Genomic DNA, 20859 nt, shown 5'->3' with positions numbered 1-20859 from the left:
TTTATCAAGCGGGCCGGTTTCTTTCGTTTTCATCCCTGAGACAAGTTGCTAAGCCCGCGCCAACGCGCAAGCACATGCTGTTTCTGAGGAGCCCGACCGATGACGACGATCAAGCTGCACAACACGCGGACGCGGACGAAGCAAGACTTCGTACCGATCGACCCTGATAACGTGCGGATGTATGTCTGTGGTCCGACGGTCTATGACCGCGCGCATCTGGGCAACGCCCGTCCGGTGGTTGTTTTTGACGTGCTCTATCGTCTGCTGCGGCACGTTTATGGCGCAGAGCACGTGACCTACGTGCGCAACTTCACCGACGTGGACGACAAGATCAACGCCACGGCGCTGGCGCGCAAAAAGGCTGGGGCAGAGGGCACGCTGGAGCAACTGGTGCAGGAACGGTCGGATGAGACCATCGGCTGGTACCTTCATGATATGGGTGCTTTGGGCACGTTAGAGCCTAACGAGATGCCGCGCGCGACCCAGTTTATCGCTCAGATGATTGAAATGATCGAAGACCTGATCACCAAGGGCCATGCCTATGCCGCCGAAGGCCATGTTCTGTTCGCGGTCGACAGTTGGAAAGAAAGCTACGGCAAGCTGTCTGGCCGGTCGGTCGATGACATGATCGCGGGCGCGCGGGTCGAGGTGGCGCCCTACAAGAAGAACCCGATGGATTTCGTGTTGTGGAAGCCTTCAACCGATGAGTTGCCGGGCTGGGACAGCCCATGGGGGCGGGGACGTCCGGGGTGGCACATCGAATGCTCGGCCATGGCCTATGAACTGTTGGGCGAGAGCTTTGATATTCACGGCGGTGGCAACGACCTGATGTTCCCGCACCACGAGAACGAGATTGCCCAGAGCAAATGCGCTCACCCGCAAGGTGAGTTCGCGCGGTACTGGCTGCACAACGAGATGCTACAGGTCGAAGGCAAGAAGATGTCCAAATCGCTGGGCAATTTCTTTACCGTGCATGATCTGCTGGAGCAGGGAGTACCGGGTGAGGTGATCCGGTTTGTGTTCCTGCAGACGCATTACCGCAAGCCGATGGATTGGACCGAGAAAAAGGCTCGCGAGGCTGAAGCGACGCTGCGCAAATGGCGGGCGCTTACAGCGGGCGTCGAACCCGCTGCCAGCGCGGCACCTGAGGTGATCGCAGCGCTGAGCGATGATCTGAATACAGCAGGTGCCATGACCGAGCTTTACCGTCTGGCCTCGGACGGCGATGCGGCTGGTCTGTTGGCGAGCGCGCAGATTCTTGGGTTGCTCTTACCAGAAATGGGCGCTTGGGCGGATACGACATCTGTGGACCTGACGGCCCATGCGGATCGTTTGGCCGATGCGCGTGTATCCGCCATGCAGAACAAGGATTTCTCGGAAGTTGATCGTCTCAAAGCCGCCTATGTTGCCGCCGGGCTGGAAGTGCGCATGAGCAAGGAAGGTGTTGAACTGGTGCCTGGCACTGGGTTCGATGCCTCCAAGCTGGAGGAGGTCTGATGACCAAAGCCCGCCTCTATCTCTACGACACGACCCTGCGCGATGGGCAACAAACGCAGGGGGTGCAGTTCTCGACCGCCGAGAAAGTGCAGATCGCGCAGGCGCTGGATGCCTTGGGGGTGGACTACATCGAAGGCGGTTGGCCCGGGGCGAACCCCACCGACAGCGCGTTTTTCGAGGCTGCGCCGAAGACCTCGGCCCGGCTGACAGCGTTTGGCATGACCAAGCGGGCGGGGCGTTCGGCCGAGAATGACGATGTGCTGGCGGCGGTGATGAATGCGGGCACACAGGCCGTCTGTCTGGTGGGCAAATCGCACGATTATCACGTCACTCAAGCGTTAGGTATCTCGCTTGAAGAGAACACCGAAAACGTCCGCGCTTCGGTTGCGCATATCGTGGCACAGGGGCGCGAGGCGCTGTTTGATGCGGAACACTTCTTTGACGGATACAAGGACAACCCGGAATACGCGACCGAAGTTTGCCGTGCAGCGCTGGATGCCGGAGCGCGATGGGTTGTGCTATGTGATACCAACGGCGGTGCCTTGCCGTCCGAGGTCGGGCGGATCGTGTCCGAAGTCATCGCAGCAGGTTTGCCCGGTGATCGGCTGGGCATTCACACACATAACGACACCGAGAACGCTGTGGCCTGTTCACTGGCAGCGGTCGAGGTTGGCGCGCGTCAGATTCAGGGTACGCTGAATGGATTGGGCGAGCGTTGTGGCAATGCGAACCTGACTGCTTTGATCCCGACGCTGCTGCTCAAGGAACCCTATGCCTCGCAGTTTGAGACCGGTGTAAGTCTGGATGCTCTGGCGGGATTGACCCGTATCAGCCGGATGCTGGACGACGTTCTGAACCGCGTACCCAGCAAACAGGCGGCCTATGTCGGGGCGTCTGCCTTTGCGCATAAAGCAGGGTTGCACGCCAGCGCAATCCTCAAGGATCCGTCGACCTATGAGCATGTGGGGCCCGCAAGCGTCGGCAACACGCGCATCATTCCGATGTCGAACCAGGCGGGGCAGTCGAACCTGCGCAAACGTCTGACCGAAGCGGGGCTAAGCGTTGAGGTGGGTGATCCTGCACTCGGTCGCATCCTTGATCGGATCAAATTGCGTGAAGCGGATGGGTATTCCTATGACACCGCGCAAGCCAGTTTCGAACTGTTGGCGCGGGATGAGTTGGGACAACTGCCCGAGTTCTTTGAAGTCAAACGCTACAAGGTCACGGTTGAGCGGCGGAAGAACAAGTACAACAAGATGGTCAGCCTGTCCGAGGCCGTTGTTGTCGTGAAGGTGGATGGTGAGAAGAAACTGTCTGTCAGCGAATCCGTGGACGAATCCGGCAGTGACCGGGGGCCGGTGAACGCTCTGGCCAAGGCGCTGGCGAAGGATCTGGGGCAATATTCGCAAGTCCTGTCAGACATGCGACTGGTCGACTTCAAGGTGCGGATCACACAAGGCGGGACCGAGGCGGTCACGCGCGTCATCATCGACAGTGAGGACGGGCAGGGGCGGCGCTGGTCGACCGTTGGCGTCAGCGCGAACATAGTCGACGCATCGTTCGAGGCTCTGCTGGATGCGATTCAGTGGAAATTGGTACGCGATTGCGACCCGCAGAAGGCGGCGGCTGAGTGAGTGCGGTCTTTGACGACGACGTCAAAGCTTGTGCCGCGCTGGTGCAGCGGGCTGATCCTGATCGATTCCGCGCCGCAATGGCGGCCCCTGTAGCTGCCCGTGCCGTTCTGTTTCCGTTATACGCGCTGAATGTCGAAGTTGCGCGCGCGCCCTGGGTCACACAAGAGCCGATGATTGCCGAAATGCGGCTGCAATGGTGGCGCGACGCCTTACAGGAAATTGCTGAAGGCACCACTGTGCGACGGCATGAAGTGGTAACGCCTTTGTCCCGTGTACTCTCGCCACATCTGGCCGGTGTCTTGAATGAGTATGTGGCCGTAAGACGTTGGGATATATATCGGGATCCGTTTGAAGATCAGGAGCACTTTGACGCCTATATCAAGCACAGCACGGGGTCTTTGTTTGTAGCCTCCGCTCAGGCGCTGGGTGTAGCGGACGAGGATGTGCTGCGCAAATTTGGTTATGCGGTTGGTGTCGCAAACTGGTTTCGCGCGATTCCCGAGTTGGAAAACAGGGGGCGGGTACCTTTGTTGGATGGCACTCCGGAGGGGGTGCGTGCCCTTGCACAATCCGCGCTGGAGCGGCTGAACAAGGCCAGAGCAAACCGGGCCGCGATCTCTGCCGAAGCCCGTCCTGCGCTTTCTGCCGGGTGGCTGGCGGACTGGGTGTTGAAACAAGCCGTTGCGCAACCTGAAAGCGTTGCCTCTGGCACGTTGATACCGGGCGAAATGCGGCAACGCCTGTCCCTGATGTGGACAGTCAGCAGCGGGCGCTGGTAATCACGCCCGTTCCGGGTCGGCAGGCCGCAGCACCAACCATAGCAAAGCGCCACCCGCCAGTGTCAGCAGTGGGACCATGGCCAGGTTTACCGCCGTCCAACCTTCGACCGCGGATCCGCCCGAGCAGTTCATCAGACCGCCCGAGGCCAACGAGGCCAATGTGACACCGCCAAACACCAGAAGGTCGTTCAGGCCCTGCATCCGGCCACGCTCTTGCGGGTCATGCGAATCCGCCAGCATCGAGGTTGCGCCGATAAAGCCAAAGTTCCAACCAATGCCCAGAAGAACGAGGGCGAGAAAGAAGTTGCCAAGTTCAACCCCTTGCAGAGCAACAACCCCGGCGCTTGCCAAGATTGCGAGGCCCAGCGCCATGATCTTCTCAACACCAAATCGCGCGATCAGATGGCCGGTGAAGAAGCTGGGGATGTACATGGCCAGAACATGGCTTGTGACCACGTCCGCAGCATCATTGGCCGAGAACCCACAGCCGACAACGGCCAGCGGCGTCGAGGTCATCACAAGGTTCATCAATGCGTAAGACACCATCGCACAGATGATTGCCACGGCGATGCGCGGCGTCTTCAGCAATTCGAGCCTTGACCGTCCCTTGGGTTCGTCAGCCGCAGGTTTCGCAGGCGTCGGAATGTCAAGAAAGAAGAACAGGGCCGAACCCAGAACGTTGATCCCGATCACGGCCAGATATGTGCCCAGAAATGGGATGACATAGGCTTCGGAGGTGAGTTTCACAATCTGAGGACCTATTATCGCCGCAGCCAAGCCACCGGCCATGACATAAGAAATAGCCTTCGGACGATAAGCGTCCGATGCTGTATCTGCCGCAGCAAACCGGTAGAATCCGTGTGCGCTCATGTAGATACCAGTCAGCAGGCTGCCGACAAGGAAGATCGGGAAAGAGCCAAGGAACAGGCCGTAAGCTCCGATTAGCCCACCCAACGCACCAGCGGTTGCACCAACAAGGAACCCCGCACGGCGACCCCAGCGCTGCATTATGGCTGAGATCGGTGTGGCCGCCAGCATTGATCCCAGAACAATCAGGGAAATGGGCAGCGTCGCCAGGCAAGGGTTCGAGGCCAGCGACTGACCTGCCAGCCCTCCGACAATGAACATCATGGGCATTTGTGCGCCCAGAATGGCCTGTGCGGCCACCAAAACGGCCACGTTGCGCTTGGCTTGACGGTCATCGGGAAGAGTGGAGGTCATGGTCATGGGCGAATGGTTATCGGCTAAGTCTTTGCGGCACAAGCGGCTTGCATCTGTGGCACATGCGCCTAACGTGCCCATGAACATCGAGCAGGGAGGCCGCATGTCCGTAGGCCGCATTATCGAAACGCCTGATTGCGTGGCCGAAGGGGCCGAATGGCTGGTCCAAACCTGCCCACGCATGGCTTTCGCTATCGAACAAACAGGCCCGCTGCCTCTGCGCCGTCGCCCGGATGGTTTCGCGCAACTGCTGAGCGCAATTGTCAGCCAGCAGGTCAGCGTGGCTTCGGCTCGTGCGATCTGGAAACGGTTGCAGGATGCTAAACTGACGGGTCCGCGCAAGATCAAGTGGGCCACAGATGACGATCTGCGCGCCGTGGGGTTGAGCCGTCAGAAGATCCGCTATGCACGGGCGCTGGCTGAGGCGCGCATTGATTACAAAGCGTTGCGCGATGCCCCGGATGCCGAGGTCGTATCCACTCTGACACAAGTTTCTGGGATCGGCGTTTGGACGGCCGAGATTTATGCAATGTTTTCCTTGGGTCGCGCGGACGTAATCGCGCCTGGCGATCTGGCGCTGCAAGAGGCCGCGCGCGTCCTCTATGACCTGCCCAAACGCCCCACAGACAAGGAGCTGCGCCAAATGGCCGAAGCGTGGTCGCCATGGCGCTCGGTTGCGGCGCGGGTGCTGTGGGCCTATTACCGGGTTGATAAACAAAGAGAAGGGATCAGATGACACGGGTTTTGAATGCGCTGAGGAAAGAGCCTGTTTCGGGTGACACGCGCTCGGTCGTGGTGTTCGTGCATGGCTATGGCGCAAACGGTGCTGACTTGCTGGGGCTGGCCGATCCGCTGGGCGAACATCTGCCCGACACACTGTTTGTGGCCCCCGATGCGCCCGAACAGATTCCAGGCATGCCCAACGGGTTTCAGTGGTTCCCGATCCCTTGGATCGACGGCTCGTCGGAGGAAGAGGCGCGTCGGGGCATGGAAATGGCGGTCGAGGACTTTAACGCCTTTCTGGACGCCCTGATGGTGGACGAAGACGTGCTGCCCGAGCAGGTTGTTCTGTTCGGTTTCAGCCAAGGCACGATGATGAGCCTGCACGTTGCCCCGCGCCGCGAAGACCCTGTGGCCGGGATTGTCGCCTTTTCCGGCCGGTTGCTGGAACCTGATCTTCTGCCCGACGAAACCGTAAGCCGGATGCCGGTCCTGCTGGTGCATGGCGATGCTGACGACGTGGTGCCGCCGCAATCACTGCCCGAGGCTGCCGAAGCCTTGCAGGCCGCAGACTTCAAAGAGGTTTATGCGCATGTCATGAAAGGCACCGGGCACGGCATTGCACCAGATGGGCTGAGCGTTGCGCTGGCCTTCATGCGCGACAAGCTGAGTCTTTAGCCTTTGATATCAGATCGGCGGAGCGCTCAGGCGTTCCGCACCAGATCAAGACCAAAGATGCGCCTCAGCGAACTCCACAGAGTTTCCGGCCGGATCGCGTACGTACAATGACCGTGCGCCGCCAGGCCAGTCAAATTCGGCATCGACGGGGATGTTCCAATCCAAAAGGTGTTTGCGCATCACTGCGATTTCATCGCGTGACAACACAAGACACACATGTCCGGGGCCGCGGGCGCCATGGGGTGGAACGGGCATCTCCGGGTTGAGCGGAGGCTGTTCAGTCTGTTCTGGATTGAAGATCAGCAGAACTGATCCGCCGATGCGATAGAAAACGTGACGGTCGCCGATGCGCTGAATACGGTCCAAACCCAGAACCTCACCATAGAACTGTTCCGCGGCGTCCAGATCGTCTGCGTAGAGCGCCGCCTCCAGAATGGCCGAAGGGGCCGGAATGTCTGGCGTGAGTTTCATACCCCAAGCCTAACAGATTAGGGCGGGTTTTGTCACCGGCGTGGACGTCGGTCGCGTTTACGCTGTGGGGTTGAGTTCAGCGTCGGCATAGGCAGGCTGCCCCATTGGCCGGGCTCAAGATCATCCAAGGTCCAGTCCCCTATGCAATACCGGATCAGGCGCAGGGTCGGCAGACCCACCGCCGCCGTCATGCGCCGCACCTGCCGGTTCTTGCCCTCTCGGATGGTCAGTTCCAGCCAGCTGTCGGGAACGCTTTTTCGATCTCGGATAGGCGGGGTACGGGGCCAGAGCCCCTCGGGCTCATCAATCTGCCGGGCCTTTGCGGGCCGCGTTAGACCGTCCTTCATCTCAACCCCGTTCCGTAAGGCTTTTAAGGCTACCTCATCCGGGATGCCTTCAACCTGTACCCAATAGGTCTTGGCCATCTTGTGCTTGGGGTCTGATATCTGGGCCTGCAGTTTCCCGTGATCCGTCAGCAGCATCAAACCCTCGCTGTCACGATCCAGCCGGCCTGCGGGGTAAACGCCGGGCAAGTCGATAAAATCTGACAGCGTGCTACGCGGACTTTCGGCATTGGCGCGGTCCGTGAACTGCGGCAGCACGTCATAAGGTTTGTTGAAGCGAATGAACCAGGACATGACCCGCGCATAGCGCGAAGGACACGCCCGGTGCAAGCTGTGGATAACTGTCACAAGCCTGTAACAAATTCGGCTTACCCATTCAGCGACATATTGTGGAAACTCAGGGCTTGTCAGAGTTTTAACACGATATATAGTTAATATAAGGCCGGAGCGGGTGCTCTCCGCTTTGGTGTCACAAACGGGCAGTTGAGAGCGAGGAGCGATTCTGTGATGGACGGAGACTTCAGGACCGAATTTGTCAGAGAGCCGGGTGTGCTCAAACAACATCCGGCCTTGGTTTTGAATGCCGATTACCGCCCCTTGTCCTACTACCCGCTGTCCCTGTGGCCCTGGCAAGAAGCGATCAAAGCCGCGTGGCTGGACAGGGTCGACATCGTGGCCGAATATGACGAAGTTGTCCGAAGCCCGAGTACCGAGATCCGAATACCCTCGGTCGTTGTTTTGAAAGACTATGTAAAACCCAGAAAGCGCGTGGCCTTCACGCGCTTTAATTTATTTCTGCGGGATGAATTCCGCTGCCAGTACTGCGGCAGCCGCGATAACCTGACCTTTGATCATGTGGTGCCGCGGGCTGCAGGCGGCGTCACCAGCTGGCAGAACGTGGTGGCGGCATGCAGTCCATGTAACCTGCGCAAGGGGTCTAAGTCGCTGCGTCAGGCGGGGATGACATTGCGCAAACCACCACGTCAGCCTGATGCCGAGGCACTGCGCAATATCGGTCGGAAATTCCCGCCGAACCACCTGCACGAAAGCTGGATCGACTTCTTGTATTGGGATGCGGAACTGGACGAGTTTTAAGCGCGCGCTCGCCAGGCCGCGATCCAGATCAGCATCAGCACGGCCGAGGCGATGGCATTCCAGCCCGCCATCGATATGCCGAACATCTCCCACGGGATATCATCACAGCGCACCAATGGGGCGTTCATGATCTGATCGAACAGATCGTCGCTACTCAGCCCGCTGATATCGCCCGAGGTACATGTGCTGGGGCCTTCCCACCAGCCTTGCTCGACACCGGCATGAAACGCACCAATCGCCGAAGTTACACCCGCGGCAACGGCGCCCAGCAACGGCAGGAAACTCAGCCTTGGCAATGCCAGCGCAACCCCGCCAATAGCGATCGCCACCGCATGCGGGTAGCGCTGCCAGATGCACATTTTGCACGGGGCAAGCCCGCCCAGATGCTGAAAGCCAAACGCGCCCAACAACAGGGCTGCTGAGCCAATCGTGGCCAGTGCCACAAGCCCGGATTTTCTTGTCATAGGTATTTAACCACCACGAACCCGCCAAACAGAAGGATGATAAACAGCGTGAACATAAGTCCCAGACGCTTTTCGATAAAGTCTCGGATCGGCTCTCCGAAGCGCCAAAGCAGACCCGCAACCAGGAAGAACCGCAGGGCGCGCGCCAGAATCGAAGTGGCGATAAAGGTGCCGAGCGGCATTCCGGTCCAGCCGGACATGATGGTGATAACTTTGTAAGGGAAGGGCGTCACGCCCGCAGCCAGAACAGCCCAGAACCCGAAATCGTTGAACCGGGTGTTGAACTCTTCCATCGCGTGCGCCTTGCCCATGGATTCCAGAATGGGCTGGCCGATGCTTTCATAGAAAAACGCACCAATCGCATAGCCCAGCATTCCGCCCAGAACCGAGGCCACCAACGCGACGGTCGCGATCAGCCAAGCACGTGATGGGCGCGCCAGAATCATCGGAATCATCAGCACATCTGGGGGAATCGGAAAGAACGAGCTTTCGATAAAGGCCACGACAGCAAGGGCCCACAGGGCATGAGGGTGTTCTGCTAGACGAATGGTCCAGTCATAAAGTGATCGTAACATAAAGAACTCAGATCCCGTTTTCGGCCGCAGAAAGCCAAAACACGCACCTGATGGACCGTCAACCGCCGATATTGAAACAAATGGAATATTGGATGTTTTTTGCCTCTGGACCTTCGCTTGGATGAGCGCTAATTCAGTGTCCGTGGCCCAAGTGGCGGAATGGTAGACGCAGGGGATTCAAAATCCCCCGCCTTCACGGGCGTGAGAGTTCGAGTCTCTCCTTGGGCACCACATTATTTCCTCCGATTCTAGTTTGACGCTTGTGATCAGAGGGTTGCATGTGCCTATTGTTGCAAAATCCGGCAGGTCGTTTTCGAGTTTTTTCGGCGAAGTTGCAACGCGACGATCATATCCCCAAGCCGGTTTCGACGTCGAAGCTGAAGTCGCACCTTTGCCTCACACCTGTTTCGAATGGCACGGTGGTCTAGTTTAGCTTGGGAAACAATCAGGCGACTTTGAATGTTATTGACCACGCATCTTGCTTTTGAGCCTCTGTGACGGCGCAAATGAGGTGGATCGTAAACACAGCGCTTCAGGTCTTGTTCTGATACCATTTCAGGATGAAGACGCGAATGGCCGAGGCCAAACCCGTTTCAGGATCACGTGCCACATCAATTTGTGCGGCCAAAACGTTGATTGGCATTTCTTTTTCAGCGGCAATTTGACGGAAAGCGCGCCAGAATTCATCCTCCAATGACACCGAAGTTCGGTGCCCCTTGAGGGTCAAAGAGCGTTTAACCGGACGGCCGCTCATCCGTCCAACTCATGATTGTCGAGGTCGCGCTTCTGCTTTTCCTGCTGCAGCTTGATGACCTCTTTCTCGGCCTTGGTTCGCCCAAAGGTTACGGCGTTGTGGTCTGCAAGGGCCTTTTTTTTGGCCCGAGCCTTTTCTTTGCGAAACCGATTCAGGTTGATCGGGGTGCTCATTGAAAAGTTCTTACCTGCGTCAGGGCATCGAACAGGGCTTTCTTACTGTCTTCGGACAAACAATCAACCTGAACCACAGCGTTAAAATCATCCCGATCTGAGGCATGAACAGGTGTTTGGTCTTGCAGTGCAGCAATAATCTGGGCGCCAAGGTCCAATATGGCGGGGCGTACCTCCTGCGTTAAGTCACGATAGGTGGTTGGGGCCTGATCAGAGGCCCACCGGGCGATCCAACAAGTTTGAATGTCTTTGGCAGCCGAGATCTGGGATTCGAAAAAAGCCTGGGTCGCCTTAGGATCCAAACCGGCCTTTGTTGCCGTTTCCAACGTCCCGGTGATGACGATCTGTTCGCGGGCAAGATCTTCGACGGGCAGGTCGTTTGCGAATTTATACGCTGCCACGTCCCGCATCCATTCCAGCCTTGCATCAATAAGCCCAAATAGTTCCGCTTGGGCTGTTGTCGCCATGCCTGCCAGAGACAAGCACAGCGCTATTTGCGTCAATCGCGCCGTCATTTAGGCCCGATCATCTGCTCTGGGCGAACTACGGCGTCAAAGGTCGCCTCATCCACAAAGCCCAGTGCGATGGCCTCTTCCTTGAGGGTTGTGCCGTTCTTATGCGCCGTCTTGGCAACTTTCGTTGCGTTGTCATAGCCGATGGTCGGGGCCAACGCCGTGACCAGCATTAGCGATTCCTTCATCAGCTTGTCGATGCGCGGTTCGTTGGCCTTGATGCCCAGTAACATCCGCTCGGAAAAGCTGTCTGTAGCATCGCCCAGCAGCTGGATTGACTGCAGCAGGTTGTAGGACATCATCGGGTTGTAGACGTTCAGTTCGAAATGACCCTGGCTGCCTGCGAAAGTCATCGCGGCGTTGTTGCCCATCACATGCGCGGCGACCTGTGTCAGCGCTTCGGCCTGTGTCGGGTTCACCTTGCCGGGCATGATCGACGAGCCGGGCTCGTTCTCGGGCAGGATCAGTTCACCCAGACCCGAACGCGGACCGGAGCCCAGGAAACGAATGTCATTGGCGATCTTGTAGCAGCTACCGGCAATGGTGGCCAAAGCGCCGGACAGGAACACCATGGCATCATGGGCTGCCAGTGCCTCGAATTTATTCGGCGCGGTCACGAAGGGCAGGTCGGTGATATCGGCCATATGGCCGGCGACGGCCTCGCTCCAACCATGCTGCGTGTTCAGCCCAGTACCAACTGCAGTACCGCCCTGCGCCAGTTCGTAAATTCCCGGCATCGCCGCGTGAACACGGGCGATTCCCTGACGAATCTGATGGGCATAACCGCTGAATTCCTGTCCCAGCGTCAAAGGCGTCGCGTCTTGGGTGTGGGTCCGGCCGATTTTGATGATGTCTTTGAATTCTTCGGCCTTCTGCTCGAGCCCTGAGGCCAGCTTTTCAAGTCCCGGAAGCAGCACGTCGCGCACACTCATGGCAGCGGCGATATGCATGGCGGTGGGGAAGGTGTCGTTCGAGGACTGACCCATGTTGCAGTGATCGTTCGGATGCACCGGGTCTTTTGAGCCAATCACACCACCCAGGATCTCGATGGCGCGGTTTGCGATAACCTCGTTCGAATTCATGTTCGACTGGGTGCCAGAGCCGGTCTGCCAGACGACCAGTGGGAAGTTGTCATCAAACTTTCCCTCGATCACTTCACTGGCGGCCTCGATGATCGCGTCGGCGATCTTGGCTTCCAGTTTGCCGGTGGCCTTGTTCTGTATTGCGCAGGCCTTTTTGATCACGCCCAGCGCGCGGACGATGGCGACGGGTTGCTTTTCCCAACCGATGGGGAAATTCATGATCGAACGCTGCGTCTGTGCGCCCCAATATTTGTCGGCAGGGACTTCTAGCGGGCCAAAGCTGTCGGATTCGGTGCGGGTCTGAGACATCTGTCACTCCGTCTGGTATGCGATTGTATGCCGTTTAGCCGCAGCAAAGCCGTGACGCAATCGGCCAGTTGCGCGCACCTTAAACTCAGGTGCTCCAAAGGTATAGGTGCCGGGGTGCGTCACTTTAAATGAGAAAGAGATGGATTGTGCCATTGTGTGCAGGCCCCTCTGAGCTACAATAGGAGGGTGAACGCCGTGGAGGACAAAATGCCGAATTTCCATCGATTTGCGCTGTCCAAAGCCGTCGTGGCCATTGCTGTTTGCGCGGTGTGGTTGTCCGTATTCAGCCTTTCTGCACGGGCAGCAGAAATTGCCCCGTTTGTCGGAGATTATATCGGTTCTGCAAGCGTCGAGGATGTGGACGGCACCTCGACCCCGCGGGACATGAGCGTTTCCATTTTTGAAACCAAAAACGGGTTTAATGTCAGTTGGCGGACCACGACCTACAAATTGGACGGGCGCGTAAAGGAACAAAAGTTCTCTATCGACTTTGTGCCTTCGGGGCGTGGCGATTTGTTTTCGGCAGCCATGAAGCGCAACGTGTTCGGCCACGAAGTGCCGTTGGACCCGATGAAGGGTGAACCCTTTGTCTGGGGGCGCATCGTCGATGACACGCTGACCGTGTATTCCCTGTTCATTGATGAGGATGGGGGATACGAATTACAGCAATTCGACCGAACACTGGGTGAAGGCGGGCTGAACCTGTCCTTCTCTCGCTTTATTGACGGGGTAAAATCCAGGTCGGTCGAGACATTCTTGCAAAGAAAATAACCCCGTACGGGGCGGGGTTGTGCGGGTCACTTCCGGAAGCTGTCCAAGGACACAACATCGGCGTCATGTTGTGTCTCTTCCTCTTCGACCTCAATCGACTCTTCCAAGATGTCCTCTTCATCGATCTCATCCTCGGGGCTTTCGAACCGCAGGCCAAACTCGACTGACGGGTCCACAAAGGTCTTGATCGCAGCATAGGGGATATACAGCGGTTCGGGTGAGTCACCGAAATTCAATGTGATTGCGAAGCCCGTTTCGCCAACCTCAAGGTTTTCGAACCAATGCTGCATGACGATTGTCATTTCTTCGGGATACCGCTCGTGCAGCCAGTCGGCGATCTCGACCCCGTCCTCGCGCGTGTCGAACGTGATGAAAAAGTGATGCGCCCCGGGTAAACCGGTTTCGGAAACATCCGTCAGCACTTTCTTGATAAGTCCGCGCATGGCGGAGTGCATCAGGTTACCGTAATCGATGCCTTGCGACATGTGTGATCCTCAAAAGTGGTTACGACCAGCATAGGGCTTTTGTTCGGAAACGAAAGAGCGGGTATGGCCGGATTGATCAGATATTGTGAGCGGCCAGCCCGGCGACGGACATCAGGGCCAACACCATGCCCATCCCCAATTTGGCTCGAAAAATCAAGACCCCAGCCAGAATAGTTAAGCCCAAAGCTGTGAAGTCCAGCTGAGAAAGTTGCGGCACGGGTATTGCCAGCGGACCCCAGGATATGTGTGGGACTGATTCGAATAGAACGTTCAGGGCAAACCACACGGAGAGGTTGAGAATCACGCCTACAACAGCCGCGGTGATGCCATGAAGAGCCGCAGACAGGCGCGGGCGTGTGGCCAACCGATCCAGATAGGGGGCAGCCAGAAATATCCACAGAAAGCAAGGCACAAATGTAGCCCAAAGCGCGACGACCCCAGCAGCCAGCGCCAGGCCGAAACCTCCGCTCAGCGCGCCCGCAAGCATCGCAACGAATTGCGTCACCAGAATCAGTGGGCCGGGTGTCGTTTCGGCAAGACCCAACCCGTCGATCATCTGATCTGTGCTGATCCAGTGATACTGATCCACAACCGTTTGGGTCATGTAGGCCAACACCGCATAAGCGCCGCCAAAGGTAACAACGGCCAGTCGCGCAAAGAACCATCCCAGATCGCTCAGCAATTGATGACCGCTGAGGGTTAACGCAACCAGCGGGCCCAGCCAAAGCGGCAGCCAGATAGCGGCCGTTCGGGCAGAGCGTGCAAGCTGCGATGTTTGGTTCGGCTTAGGTGGTTCGAACGGGCCCCTGAATGTCGCATATCCCCAAAGTGCGGCAGCAAAAATGATCAGCGGGAAGGGCAGGTTCAGCAGGAAAATGGACAGGAAAGACAGCGCAGCGATGATGCGATGATCCTTGTCCGTCATAGCCTTGCGCGAAAGGTTGCGCAGCGCCTGCAGGACGATCACGATGACGGTCGCCTTGATGCCGATAAAGGCCGACTGCACCAACGGAACATCTCCGAACGCAACATAAAGCGCGACCAGGATCGCGATAATCAAGGCTCCGGGCAAGACAAACAAGCTGCCAGCGATTAAGCCGCCGGTGACCCCACGCAAGCGCCAGCCCGCGTAGGTGGCCAGTTGCATCGCCTCGGGGCCCGGCAGCAACATGCACAGCGACAAGGCGCGCAGATAGGTCTGTTCATCCAGCCAAGGTCGACGTTCAACCAATTCCTGATGCATCAGGGATATCTGTGCCGCCGGACCGCCGAATGACAACAGGCCGATACGACCAAATACTTTGACCAACTCATTCAGTGTCGGCGTCATGTGTGACGCTCCGCCGGCCAGTCATGGCTTTCATCAAAGCCGTCGCGGGCCCAGCGATACAGGGCGTCATAAACAGACATTCCTGCGTCGAGATTTTCGTGATCATCACGGTATTGGCGGGATAGTCCGACCGAAATCGCCAGCAATCCCGCGGCTTCTGGTGCGAGGTCATGTCGATTGGTGTCTGCTGCGCGAACGACGGTTGCCAAACGGTCCAGCGCGGGCAAGTGCAGGTTGAACTCGTCGAGCATCGTATCAAATGTGCATTTGTCTGCGCGGTGGCTCCAAAACGTATCATTGATATCAAACGGGACCGCACCAAAGATATCGGCGACGCTTTGAACCTCTGACGGGGCGACGAATAAGAAACGTGCATTAGGGTCCACAAACCGGCGGATCAGCCAGGGGCAGGCAATTCTATCAATCTTGGGCCTATGTCGTGTGACCCATAGGGTTCCGCGGTCGTGGAATGGCGGAATAGCAGAGGCGGGAATACGTGGAGCGCCCGGCATATCCCGCCATGCGTACATACCACCTTCCAGATACTCGGCCTGCTGCCCCTCGCTTCGAAGCCATGACACGACACCCTGGCTCAGCTTTTTACCCTTTTGACAGATGATGACGCTGGGGCGGTCAGCAATGACATCAAGAAGCCCCGGAAGATCTTTGGCGGCATGGCGAACGGAGCCTGGGATGAAAAAAGGATCGTCGTCAAAGTCGGCATCCACGCAAATATCGACCAAGACCGGCGCCTGTGGCGTTCCGATCAGGCGTAATAGTTGTTTCGGTGTTATTGAATTGGGCGCAGCCATGGCATGTCTCCTGAGCTATTTCGGATACATGCGAAACTTAGGCTGTCGCCTCACGGGGCGTTCGCAATTTTACCCCATGGCTCTTGCTACCGTGCAAGCGCCGTTGGGGTCAAGATTGCTTTGGATTCAGGCCCAGTCCAGTCTTTGCCCGGTCATACAAACGGGCAGGGTGTCTGCGGGAAACTGGCCCAGTTCTTCAAAAAACGAGACGAAATCGAAGTGGTTGTACGCCTCGACCATTTTGTTGTCCTTGAAGCGCGCCATTACCTGACCGGTCACTTCCAGCGGTGCGCCATTGTCGGCGCGGGACGTATGCACATGCAGGATGGCCGAGACCCAATCTTCGTTTTCGATAATCTTGGGCAGCTCTACCTTGATGTCACCGAGGATATGGCGGAAGGCCGTGACCAGATCACGGAAATCGTCAGCACCGACCTGCATTTCAGGAATCAGCCCTTCCGCCATTGTTTCAGGTGCAAAGAACTGATCGATCGCCTCGGTGTTTCCGTTTTCCCAAACCTCAGAATACCATGTTCTGAGTATCTCTGAATTTGTCATCCCAGTTCTCCTGTCCAAGTGAGGGCATGATGACAGGCAGGAATGAACAAACTCTGAATGCGCGCAGAGCAGGGCAATAAAATCAGACATATTGGGGGTTATGCAGGTTTCTGTTGCCAGGTACCTGCGAACCCCGCCTTACGCGGCTAGGCGCAAGGGCTTAGATTTCGGTCTTGTTACTGCTTACGCAGCAACTGCAACCGGAGCACGATTGTCGTTTGCAATTGTACTATTTTCGCCGGTAACGGTGGCAGACAGCCGAGACAAAGCTAACCCCTTTAGACGTTCGTCGATCCTGTTTCGGCCCCAAAATCCCCAAACGAAGGATGATTGGTGGAGCCGCCGGGTACCGCCCCCGGGTCCGATCCGCTTATTACGAGCGCGTTTATGTCCATAGTCCCGAAGGACATGTCTTATATAGGTGAGGTGATGGGCGGATGCAAACTCGGAATCGCGTCTGAACCGCCCTAAATCTTAAGCCGGTTAAGCCGCTTTATGATAGTTCGCGGCAATCAGCCAAACCGCCAGAACCAGCTCAATTCCCCCAAAAATCAACGCCTTGGCGAATGGCGGGTTGTCCAGTGCAATCGACACGAACCGGCCCAAAGCCGCCCCGGAATAGACAACGCCCAGCATCACATAGGCCATCGGATTGTTCAGCCAGATCACGACAAGTCCGGTCACAACAAACAATCCGCCGACCGAGGCGCGCATCTCGGACAGTCCCATTGTGCTGTTGGTGGGCGCCAGATCCAAAGCAGACGCTGTGTGTGCCGGGGCCAGAAATCCAAACGCTCCGAACCCAACGGTTAGCAAGGCGGCGATGACGTTCAATGTTGTGACCATTCCGGCCCCCTTGTGGTTCAGGCCGCGTAGGCCGCGTCAAAGAAATCGCGTTCCAGTTCGACTGCGCGATGGAACAACCGCGTGACCTCGGCCTGTTCAGCCGCATCCAGCGTGGGCCAGACCTTGTCCAACTGGCAACGCAGATATTCGACCACGCTTTCAAAGCCTTCGCCCGCATGTAGCGTGATCCATTCGGCAAACCAGAAGGGCAAGCCGTCTTTGGGTGGATTTTCCGGGCTGGCCCAGCTCAAATAGACCCATTCGGCCACAACAAGCACGGCCAGCATGTTCTGGTATCGGCCAGAGGCTGCCGCCTCGGCCATCAGGTTCTGAAACGCCTGTGTGGCAGGCGCGGGGTCAGTGCTGGGTTCTGTGCCCAAAGCTTCCATGGCACGCAGGAAATAGGTGTTCTCGGGGCCAGTGATCACCGCCAGAAACTGCGCGGCAGGCACGCTGTCTGCGAGTGTCGGAGCGTTCGCGATGGCACTGGCCAGCAGGCGCACAAACCCGTCTACGAATTGATAATCCTGCCGCAAGTACCAACGCATCTTGCCCTGAGGCAGGGTGCCGTCGGACAGTTCGCGCGTGAAGGCGTGGGTGGTGGCGGCCTGCCAGTCGTTGTTCCTGCCCAGACGCAGCATTTCGGTTGGGCGGGCTTGGTCTTGCATTTGGAAGCTCCGTATTTGTCTTGCCGAAGACAAAGCGCGTTTCAAAACAAAGTACAAGGTCACGCGAGCGCGGACCAAAGGCCAAGACCTCCGACCAGAATAAGGCTCAGCGCCCAGATGAGTTCCAGGTTGAACCAACTGCGTGTCAGAACCTGCAGGCCCAGCCAGCGATAGACGGCGAAGGCCAGCAAACCTCCGCCCAGAACCATGGCGGCCGTGTGCAACGCGGCAACACCAAGAACCAGTAGGGTGTTGGTTGTCATGATCCGCGAAATTGCTTGATGCCCAGCGTCCAGTTCATCAACAGCGCACAGGCCCAGATAGATTGGAACCAGCATCAGGGCGGCCCCGTGGGCGAGCGCGACGAGGAAAGACCATAACGCCAGTTTGCTTGGAGGAATACGTGACAGAAAGCGGGGATGGCGGCGGGTGATGGCGATGAACAGCCCCATCCCGATGACGATCAGCGCAGCTCCGATTCGGATTTCTTTCTGATAATCGACCAGAACCGTCATCAGGGCAAAAGGCAGCAACACCCCCAACATGGCCACGAAATGCCCGCCTGCCAAAGCCGCCAGTGCCTGCCATAGGGCGGATTGGCGTTGTTCCATCAAGGCAGATGATACCGCCAGCGGCCAGCCCATGCCGGGGTTCAGACCGTGATAGGCGCCACTCAGAACAACGGCCAGCCAAAGGCCGGCCGTTGATGTCATCAAAACGTCCAACTCAGACCGATGGGTAGCAGAAGCTGTCGGTCGAACAGTCTCCACCCTCTAATCGGATTTGGTGGCTGCGATAGCCGTCAGGGAACGCGACCCAGAATTTCGGATCCAGCGTCAGCCCGCCGTTCTCGCCAACATCCGCTTTGACCATGGCCGCGCCGCCTTCGCCGGGATAGAACTGATCGTCCCATGTGGAATAGAGCGAATTGGTCCAGTAGACGCGTTTGCCATCGCGGCTGATTTCAACCATTTGAGGGCCATAGCCAAAATTCTGACCATTCGGATGCTTGGTTTTCTTTACGATCCCCCCGATTTCAACCATGCCCGCCAGTTTGGGATTCATCGGGTCCGACACATCGTATTGGTGCATCTCTCCTGTGCCCCAGCACGAGACGTAGAGGTACTTGTCGTCCAGGCTGAGATCGATGTCGGTGACAAGAGGTGGCACAGCCGAAAACCCTTTGAGCAAATCTGGCAGATCATTCGGATCAGCAGGTTGCGGATCGATGGTGATGGTCTTTTTGGCCTCGAATGTGCCGTCATCATTGCGCCACCAGGTGAAGATCGCACCTTGCAGGTTGGTGGTATCCACAACAACGCCACAGAACCCGTACTGTTTGACCGGGTCATGGGCCGGGCGGATTTCCAGCGCCATCTGGTGATTTTCACCCAGATCGATGGTCTGGATATTTGTCCGGTTGCGCAGGTTCCAGAAATGGATGCGATGGCCATATTTGTTCGACAGCAGATCTTCGGCAACGATTCCGTTTTCGAATTGTGGGGGCAGGCCCCATTCAGAGCTGACCATGTAATCCCGCGGCAGGTTCCACCAGAAATCATAGTGCTTGTCCTGCACGCCGCGTTCGATCTCATAGCGCCCGATGATCTCGAAGCTCTCGCAATCCATGATGAAAATGCCCGGAGGTCCGTCGGTGCCGTCGGGACCACCACCGCCCAGTGTGCTGACATAGATGCCTTCGGGTCCGCAATGGATCGTATGCGGGCGGGAATACCCAGTCTTTGCAAAGACTTCTTCGGGTTCGATGATCTTGTGAATCTTCGCCTCGAGCGGGTTTTTAACATCGATGACGTATATCCGACTGGAACGAATACCTGGGATGATCAGATAGCGCCGCTCTAAAAAGGCGTGCCCGGTCAGCGGTGACAAAGCGGATGAACATGCGTTCCAACCGAAATGGTGAAACTCGTCGCCTTTCTCTGGCATGATCACCTGATGTACGATCTTCCCGAAATCGTCGGATGTCGGATCGACATTCACAACCGCCAGCCCGTCGGGCTGCGAAAAATCAGGGCTTAGCATCAAGGTGAAAGCAAGCGTTTCAGTGGGGCCCTCCATCGCAAGTTTGGCAGATGGATAAAAGGTTGGGTCCGGTCTAGTGTTCATAACGTCCTCCCGTAAGTCATTGACCTTCAATTCATATTGAGAGTTCCGGTCTTGTCGCCGGGTGACATTCTACCTGCTCTTCTGCCTTTCGTCTTCTGAGTGCGTGTGCGCCTTTAGGCGGGTTTGCGTTTGCTCTCGACCACATCCTGAGCCAGCTGTCGGGTATAGTGTTCCAGATCGATCAGGGCTGAGTCCACGGTTTCAGCGTCTTGTGCCTCAAGCGCGTCGGCTATTCTGGTGTGTAGCGTAATGATTTCCTCACGGGACCGCGCCGTGAAGGTGATCATGTTCATCAGCGGCTGCATCGCTTCTACAGCTCCGGCCAGTTGGTAAGACAGCACCGGATTTTCCGCCCCGTCCACCAGCGCACGGTGAAAGGTGACATCCGAAGCGCAAAATGCTTCATCCGTCAGACCGGGTTGGGACTGACGGAAAATCTCGGCTCGCATGGTGGCCAGTTGGTCCGCTGTGCGTCGCTGTGCAGACAACGGGGCGCAGGCTCTTTCCAGAGCATAGCGCGCCTCGCAGGCGGTATCGAAGCTGACGGCGTTCATTGAAAGCAGCAGGGTCGAGGTCGTGACCTGCTGGGAATAGGCGTCCTCAAAACTCAGCCGGTTCACAAACGCGCCGCCTGACGCGCCGCGTTGAGTGCGGATCAGGGATTGTGCTGCAAGCCGTTTCAACGCTTCACGCACAGTTGGGCGTGAGACCTGAAATTGATCGGACAGTTCAGCCTCGGAAGGCAGGCGTGCGTCAACGATTAACTCACCTGACACAATCGCATCCCGAATGGCTTGCGCGATCTGGGCGGACAGGTCAGCGGTTTTCCGGGGCGCGGCTTTCATCTTCAGAGGACCTTGGGCAAGTTTTTATTTGTCTGACATTTAAAAGTCTGACATTTGAAAAGCAAGGGAGTTGAGTCGGGAGGCCGAAGTGAGTCGTACGTGGCTGCGC

25 protein-coding genes, 1 tRNA gene and 1 other RNA gene are annotated in these 20859 nt (G+C 57.4%); 8 read left to right on the top strand and 19 right to left on the bottom strand.

Annotation, left to right across the window (positions count from 1 at the left end; genetic code table 11):
- The first annotated feature begins 99 nt into the window (after positions 1 to 99).
- Genes cysS through AC2FLD_RS01540 form a run of 3 tightly spaced genes read left to right on the top strand, consistent with a single transcriptional unit; the run spans position 100 to position 3910 of the window.
- The gene (gene cysS, locus AC2FLD_RS01550; RefSeq protein ID WP_496669777.1) at positions 100 to 1497 is read left to right on the top strand and encodes a cysteine--tRNA ligase; all 1398 of its coding nucleotides are present in this window, start codon (positions 100 to 102) and stop codon (positions 1495 to 1497) included.
- The gene (gene cimA / locus AC2FLD_RS01545) at positions 1497 to 3131 is read left to right on the top strand and encodes a citramalate synthase (RefSeq protein ID WP_496669779.1); all 1635 of its coding nucleotides are present in this window, start codon (positions 1497 to 1499) and stop codon (positions 3129 to 3131) included. The genes cysS and cimA overlap by 1 nt, the downstream gene beginning before the upstream one ends.
- The gene (locus tag AC2FLD_RS01540; RefSeq protein WP_496669781.1) at positions 3128 to 3910 is read left to right on the top strand and encodes a squalene/phytoene synthase family protein; all 783 of its coding nucleotides are present in this window, start codon (positions 3128 to 3130) and stop codon (positions 3908 to 3910) included. The genes cimA and AC2FLD_RS01540 overlap by 4 nt, the downstream gene beginning before the upstream one ends.
- Here AC2FLD_RS01540 and AC2FLD_RS01535 read toward each other — a convergent pair whose 3' ends face one another.
- Positions 3911 to 5137 carry an MFS transporter gene (locus AC2FLD_RS01535; protein ID WP_050602365.1) on the bottom strand — a complete coding sequence of 409 codons (1227 nt, stop codon included), beginning with the start codon at positions 5135 to 5137 and terminating at the stop codon, positions 3911 to 3913.
- 97 nt (positions 5138 to 5234) lie between these two features.
- Between AC2FLD_RS01535 and AC2FLD_RS01530 the strand changes: the two genes are divergently transcribed.
- On the top strand, positions 5235 to 5867 hold the full coding sequence (locus tag AC2FLD_RS01530) for a DNA-3-methyladenine glycosylase family protein (protein WP_496669982.1): 633 nt from the start codon (positions 5235 to 5237) through the stop codon (positions 5865 to 5867).
- Complete coding sequence (locus tag AC2FLD_RS01525; RefSeq protein WP_171183335.1) at positions 5864 to 6529, top strand: alpha/beta hydrolase; 666 nt, start codon at positions 5864 to 5866, stop codon at positions 6527 to 6529. Before AC2FLD_RS01530 ends, AC2FLD_RS01525 begins: the two co-directional genes overlap by 4 nt.
- Before the next feature lie 45 nt (positions 6530 to 6574).
- On the opposite strand, the gene AC2FLD_RS01520 is transcribed toward AC2FLD_RS01525, so the two are convergent.
- Positions 6575 to 7000: a VOC family protein gene (locus AC2FLD_RS01520; RefSeq protein WP_496669783.1), complete on the bottom strand. Its 426-nt coding sequence runs from the start codon at positions 6998 to 7000 to the stop codon at positions 6575 to 6577.
- Between the two features lie 32 nt (positions 7001 to 7032).
- Positions 7033 to 7638, bottom strand: a complete 606-nt coding sequence (locus AC2FLD_RS01515) for an rRNA large subunit pseudouridine synthase E (RefSeq protein WP_496669785.1) — start codon at positions 7636 to 7638, stop codon at positions 7033 to 7035.
- Between the two features lie 213 nt (positions 7639 to 7851).
- Here AC2FLD_RS01515 and AC2FLD_RS01510 point away from each other — a divergent pair, with 213 nt between their 5' ends.
- Positions 7852 to 8439 (top strand): HNH endonuclease, encoded by a 588-nt coding sequence (locus AC2FLD_RS01510; protein ID WP_050602369.1) that lies wholly within the window; start codon positions 7852 to 7854, stop codon positions 8437 to 8439.
- On the opposite strand, the gene AC2FLD_RS01505 is transcribed toward AC2FLD_RS01510, so the two are convergent.
- Positions 8436 to 8903 carry a disulfide bond formation protein B gene (locus AC2FLD_RS01505; protein WP_496669787.1) on the bottom strand — a complete coding sequence of 156 codons (468 nt, stop codon included), beginning with the start codon at positions 8901 to 8903 and terminating at the stop codon, positions 8436 to 8438. The two genes, AC2FLD_RS01510 and AC2FLD_RS01505, sit on opposite strands and share 4 nt — an antisense overlap.
- Positions 8900 to 9478, bottom strand: a complete 579-nt coding sequence (locus AC2FLD_RS01500) for a YqaA family protein (protein WP_496669789.1) — start codon at positions 9476 to 9478, stop codon at positions 8900 to 8902. Before AC2FLD_RS01500 ends, AC2FLD_RS01505 begins: the two co-directional genes overlap by 4 nt.
- Positions 9479 to 9623: 145 nt before the next feature.
- On the opposite strand from AC2FLD_RS01500, the gene AC2FLD_RS01495 reads away from it, so the two are divergent.
- A tRNA-Leu gene (locus tag AC2FLD_RS01495) sits at positions 9624 to 9709 on the top strand.
- 301 nt (positions 9710 to 10010) lie between these two features.
- Here the strand turns inward: AC2FLD_RS01495 and AC2FLD_RS01490 are convergent.
- The 4 genes from AC2FLD_RS01490 to fumC are packed head-to-tail and all read right to left on the bottom strand — an operon-like array spanning position 10011 to position 12308.
- Positions 10011 to 10232: a ribbon-helix-helix domain-containing protein gene (locus AC2FLD_RS01490; RefSeq protein ID WP_050602372.1), complete on the bottom strand. Its 222-nt coding sequence runs from the start codon at positions 10230 to 10232 to the stop codon at positions 10011 to 10013.
- Positions 10229 to 10405 carry a DUF4169 family protein gene (locus AC2FLD_RS01485; RefSeq protein ID WP_496669791.1) on the bottom strand — a complete coding sequence of 59 codons (177 nt, stop codon included), beginning with the start codon at positions 10403 to 10405 and terminating at the stop codon, positions 10229 to 10231. Before AC2FLD_RS01485 ends, AC2FLD_RS01490 begins: the two co-directional genes overlap by 4 nt.
- Positions 10402 to 10920, bottom strand: a complete 519-nt coding sequence (gene aroQ / locus AC2FLD_RS01480; protein WP_496669793.1) for a gamma subclass chorismate mutase AroQ — start codon at positions 10918 to 10920, stop codon at positions 10402 to 10404. Before aroQ ends, AC2FLD_RS01485 begins: the two co-directional genes overlap by 4 nt.
- Positions 10917 to 12308 (bottom strand): class II fumarate hydratase, encoded by a 1392-nt coding sequence (gene fumC / locus AC2FLD_RS01475; protein ID WP_496669795.1) that lies wholly within the window; start codon positions 12306 to 12308, stop codon positions 10917 to 10919. Before fumC ends, aroQ begins: the two co-directional genes overlap by 4 nt.
- Positions 12309 to 12515: 207 nt before the next feature.
- Between fumC and AC2FLD_RS01470 the strand changes: the two genes are divergently transcribed.
- The gene (locus AC2FLD_RS01470) at positions 12516 to 13079 is read left to right on the top strand and encodes a hypothetical protein (protein ID WP_496669797.1); all 564 of its coding nucleotides are present in this window, start codon (positions 12516 to 12518) and stop codon (positions 13077 to 13079) included.
- Between the two features lie 26 nt (positions 13080 to 13105).
- On the opposite strand, the gene AC2FLD_RS01465 is transcribed toward AC2FLD_RS01470, so the two are convergent.
- From AC2FLD_RS01465 to AC2FLD_RS01420, 10 genes are all read right to left on the bottom strand, one after another.
- On the bottom strand, positions 13106 to 13564 hold the full coding sequence (locus AC2FLD_RS01465) for an SspB family protein (RefSeq protein WP_496669799.1): 459 nt from the start codon (positions 13562 to 13564) through the stop codon (positions 13106 to 13108).
- A 76-nt stretch (positions 13565 to 13640) separates the two neighbouring features.
- A complete protein-coding gene (chrA, locus tag AC2FLD_RS01460; protein WP_496669800.1) occupies positions 13641 to 14894 on the bottom strand; it encodes a chromate efflux transporter in 1254 nt (417 codons plus the stop codon).
- Positions 14891 to 15706, bottom strand: a complete 816-nt coding sequence (locus AC2FLD_RS01455) for a chromate resistance protein ChrB domain-containing protein (RefSeq protein WP_496669802.1) — start codon at positions 15704 to 15706, stop codon at positions 14891 to 14893. Before AC2FLD_RS01455 ends, chrA begins: the two co-directional genes overlap by 4 nt.
- Positions 15707 to 15832: 126 nt before the next feature.
- Positions 15833 to 16264, bottom strand: coding sequence for an ester cyclase (locus AC2FLD_RS01450; RefSeq protein ID WP_496669804.1), 432 nt, complete (start codon positions 16262 to 16264; stop codon positions 15833 to 15835).
- Positions 16265 to 16363: 99 nt separating this feature from the next.
- Positions 16364 to 16711, bottom strand: a transfer-messenger RNA (tmRNA) gene (gene ssrA / locus AC2FLD_RS01445).
- Positions 16712 to 16747: 36 nt separating this feature from the next.
- Entirely contained in the window at positions 16748 to 17110 is a 363-nt protein-coding gene (locus AC2FLD_RS01440; RefSeq protein ID WP_496669806.1) for a DUF4345 family protein, read from the bottom strand.
- A gap of 17 nt (positions 17111 to 17127) precedes the next feature.
- Positions 17128 to 17778: a TenA family protein gene (locus tag AC2FLD_RS01435; protein ID WP_496669808.1), complete on the bottom strand. Its 651-nt coding sequence runs from the start codon at positions 17776 to 17778 to the stop codon at positions 17128 to 17130.
- Positions 17779 to 17837: 59 nt separating this feature from the next.
- Positions 17838 to 18491 carry a hypothetical protein gene (locus AC2FLD_RS01430; RefSeq protein ID WP_496669810.1) on the bottom strand — a complete coding sequence of 218 codons (654 nt, stop codon included), beginning with the start codon at positions 18489 to 18491 and terminating at the stop codon, positions 17838 to 17840.
- Positions 18492 to 18504: 13 nt separating this feature from the next.
- Entirely contained in the window at positions 18505 to 19905 is a 1401-nt protein-coding gene (locus AC2FLD_RS01425; RefSeq protein WP_496669813.1) for a selenium-binding protein SBP56-related protein, read from the bottom strand.
- Between the two features lie 113 nt (positions 19906 to 20018).
- Positions 20019 to 20750: a FadR/GntR family transcriptional regulator gene (locus tag AC2FLD_RS01420; RefSeq protein ID WP_050602385.1), complete on the bottom strand. Its 732-nt coding sequence runs from the start codon at positions 20748 to 20750 to the stop codon at positions 20019 to 20021.
- Positions 20751 to 20859: the final 109 nt, after the last annotated feature.

Source organism: Ruegeria sp. CDSA021, from assembly GCF_059612325.1.
Note: the sequence above shows the minus strand (reverse complement) of the source record. Positions and strands in the feature narration are given on the sequence as shown.

Excerpts from the sequence above, each read along its gene's own strand:
- cysS (WP_496669777.1), top strand. The coding sequence starts at position 100 with ATGACGACGATCAAGCTGCACAACACGCGGACGCGGACGAAGCAAGAC.
- cimA (WP_496669779.1), top strand. The coding sequence starts at position 1,497 with ATGACCAAAGCCCGCCTCTATCTCTACGACACGACCCTGCGCGATGGG.
- AC2FLD_RS01535 (WP_050602365.1), bottom strand. The coding sequence starts at position 5,137 with ATGACCATGACCTCCACTCTTCCCGATGACCGTCAAGCCAAGCGCAAC.
- AC2FLD_RS01530 (WP_496669982.1), top strand. The coding sequence starts at position 5,235 with ATGTCCGTAGGCCGCATTATCGAAACGCCTGATTGCGTGGCCGAAGGG.
- AC2FLD_RS01525 (WP_171183335.1), top strand. The coding sequence starts at position 5,864 with ATGACACGGGTTTTGAATGCGCTGAGGAAAGAGCCTGTTTCGGGTGAC.
- AC2FLD_RS01520 (WP_496669783.1), bottom strand. The coding sequence starts at position 7,000 with ATGAAACTCACGCCAGACATTCCGGCCCCTTCGGCCATTCTGGAGGCG.
- AC2FLD_RS01515 (WP_496669785.1), bottom strand. The coding sequence starts at position 7,638 with ATGTCCTGGTTCATTCGCTTCAACAAACCTTATGACGTGCTGCCGCAG.
- AC2FLD_RS01510 (WP_050602369.1), top strand. The coding sequence starts at position 7,852 with ATGGACGGAGACTTCAGGACCGAATTTGTCAGAGAGCCGGGTGTGCTC.
- AC2FLD_RS01505 (WP_496669787.1), bottom strand. The coding sequence starts at position 8,903 with ATGACAAGAAAATCCGGGCTTGTGGCACTGGCCACGATTGGCTCAGCA.
- AC2FLD_RS01500 (WP_496669789.1), bottom strand. The coding sequence starts at position 9,478 with ATGTTACGATCACTTTATGACTGGACCATTCGTCTAGCAGAACACCCT.
- AC2FLD_RS01490 (WP_050602372.1), bottom strand. The coding sequence starts at position 10,232 with ATGAGCGGCCGTCCGGTTAAACGCTCTTTGACCCTCAAGGGGCACCGA.
- AC2FLD_RS01485 (WP_496669791.1), bottom strand. The coding sequence starts at position 10,405 with ATGAGCACCCCGATCAACCTGAATCGGTTTCGCAAAGAAAAGGCTCGG.
- aroQ (WP_496669793.1), bottom strand. The coding sequence starts at position 10,920 with ATGACGGCGCGATTGACGCAAATAGCGCTGTGCTTGTCTCTGGCAGGC.
- fumC (WP_496669795.1), bottom strand. The coding sequence starts at position 12,308 with ATGTCTCAGACCCGCACCGAATCCGACAGCTTTGGCCCGCTAGAAGTC.
- AC2FLD_RS01470 (WP_496669797.1), top strand. The coding sequence starts at position 12,516 with ATGCCGAATTTCCATCGATTTGCGCTGTCCAAAGCCGTCGTGGCCATT.
- AC2FLD_RS01465 (WP_496669799.1), bottom strand. The coding sequence starts at position 13,564 with ATGTCGCAAGGCATCGATTACGGTAACCTGATGCACTCCGCCATGCGC.
- chrA (WP_496669800.1), bottom strand. The coding sequence starts at position 14,894 with ATGACGCCGACACTGAATGAGTTGGTCAAAGTATTTGGTCGTATCGGC.
- AC2FLD_RS01455 (WP_496669802.1), bottom strand. The coding sequence starts at position 15,706 with ATGGCTGCGCCCAATTCAATAACACCGAAACAACTATTACGCCTGATC.
- AC2FLD_RS01450 (WP_496669804.1), bottom strand. The coding sequence starts at position 16,264 with ATGACAAATTCAGAGATACTCAGAACATGGTATTCTGAGGTTTGGGAA.
- AC2FLD_RS01440 (WP_496669806.1), bottom strand. The coding sequence starts at position 17,110 with ATGGTCACAACATTGAACGTCATCGCCGCCTTGCTAACCGTTGGGTTC.
- AC2FLD_RS01435 (WP_496669808.1), bottom strand. The coding sequence starts at position 17,778 with ATGCAAGACCAAGCCCGCCCAACCGAAATGCTGCGTCTGGGCAGGAAC.
- AC2FLD_RS01430 (WP_496669810.1), bottom strand. The coding sequence starts at position 18,491 with ATGACATCAACGGCCGGCCTTTGGCTGGCCGTTGTTCTGAGTGGCGCC.
- AC2FLD_RS01425 (WP_496669813.1), bottom strand. The coding sequence starts at position 19,905 with ATGAACACTAGACCGGACCCAACCTTTTATCCATCTGCCAAACTTGCG.
- AC2FLD_RS01420 (WP_050602385.1), bottom strand. The coding sequence starts at position 20,750 with ATGAAAGCCGCGCCCCGGAAAACCGCTGACCTGTCCGCCCAGATCGCG.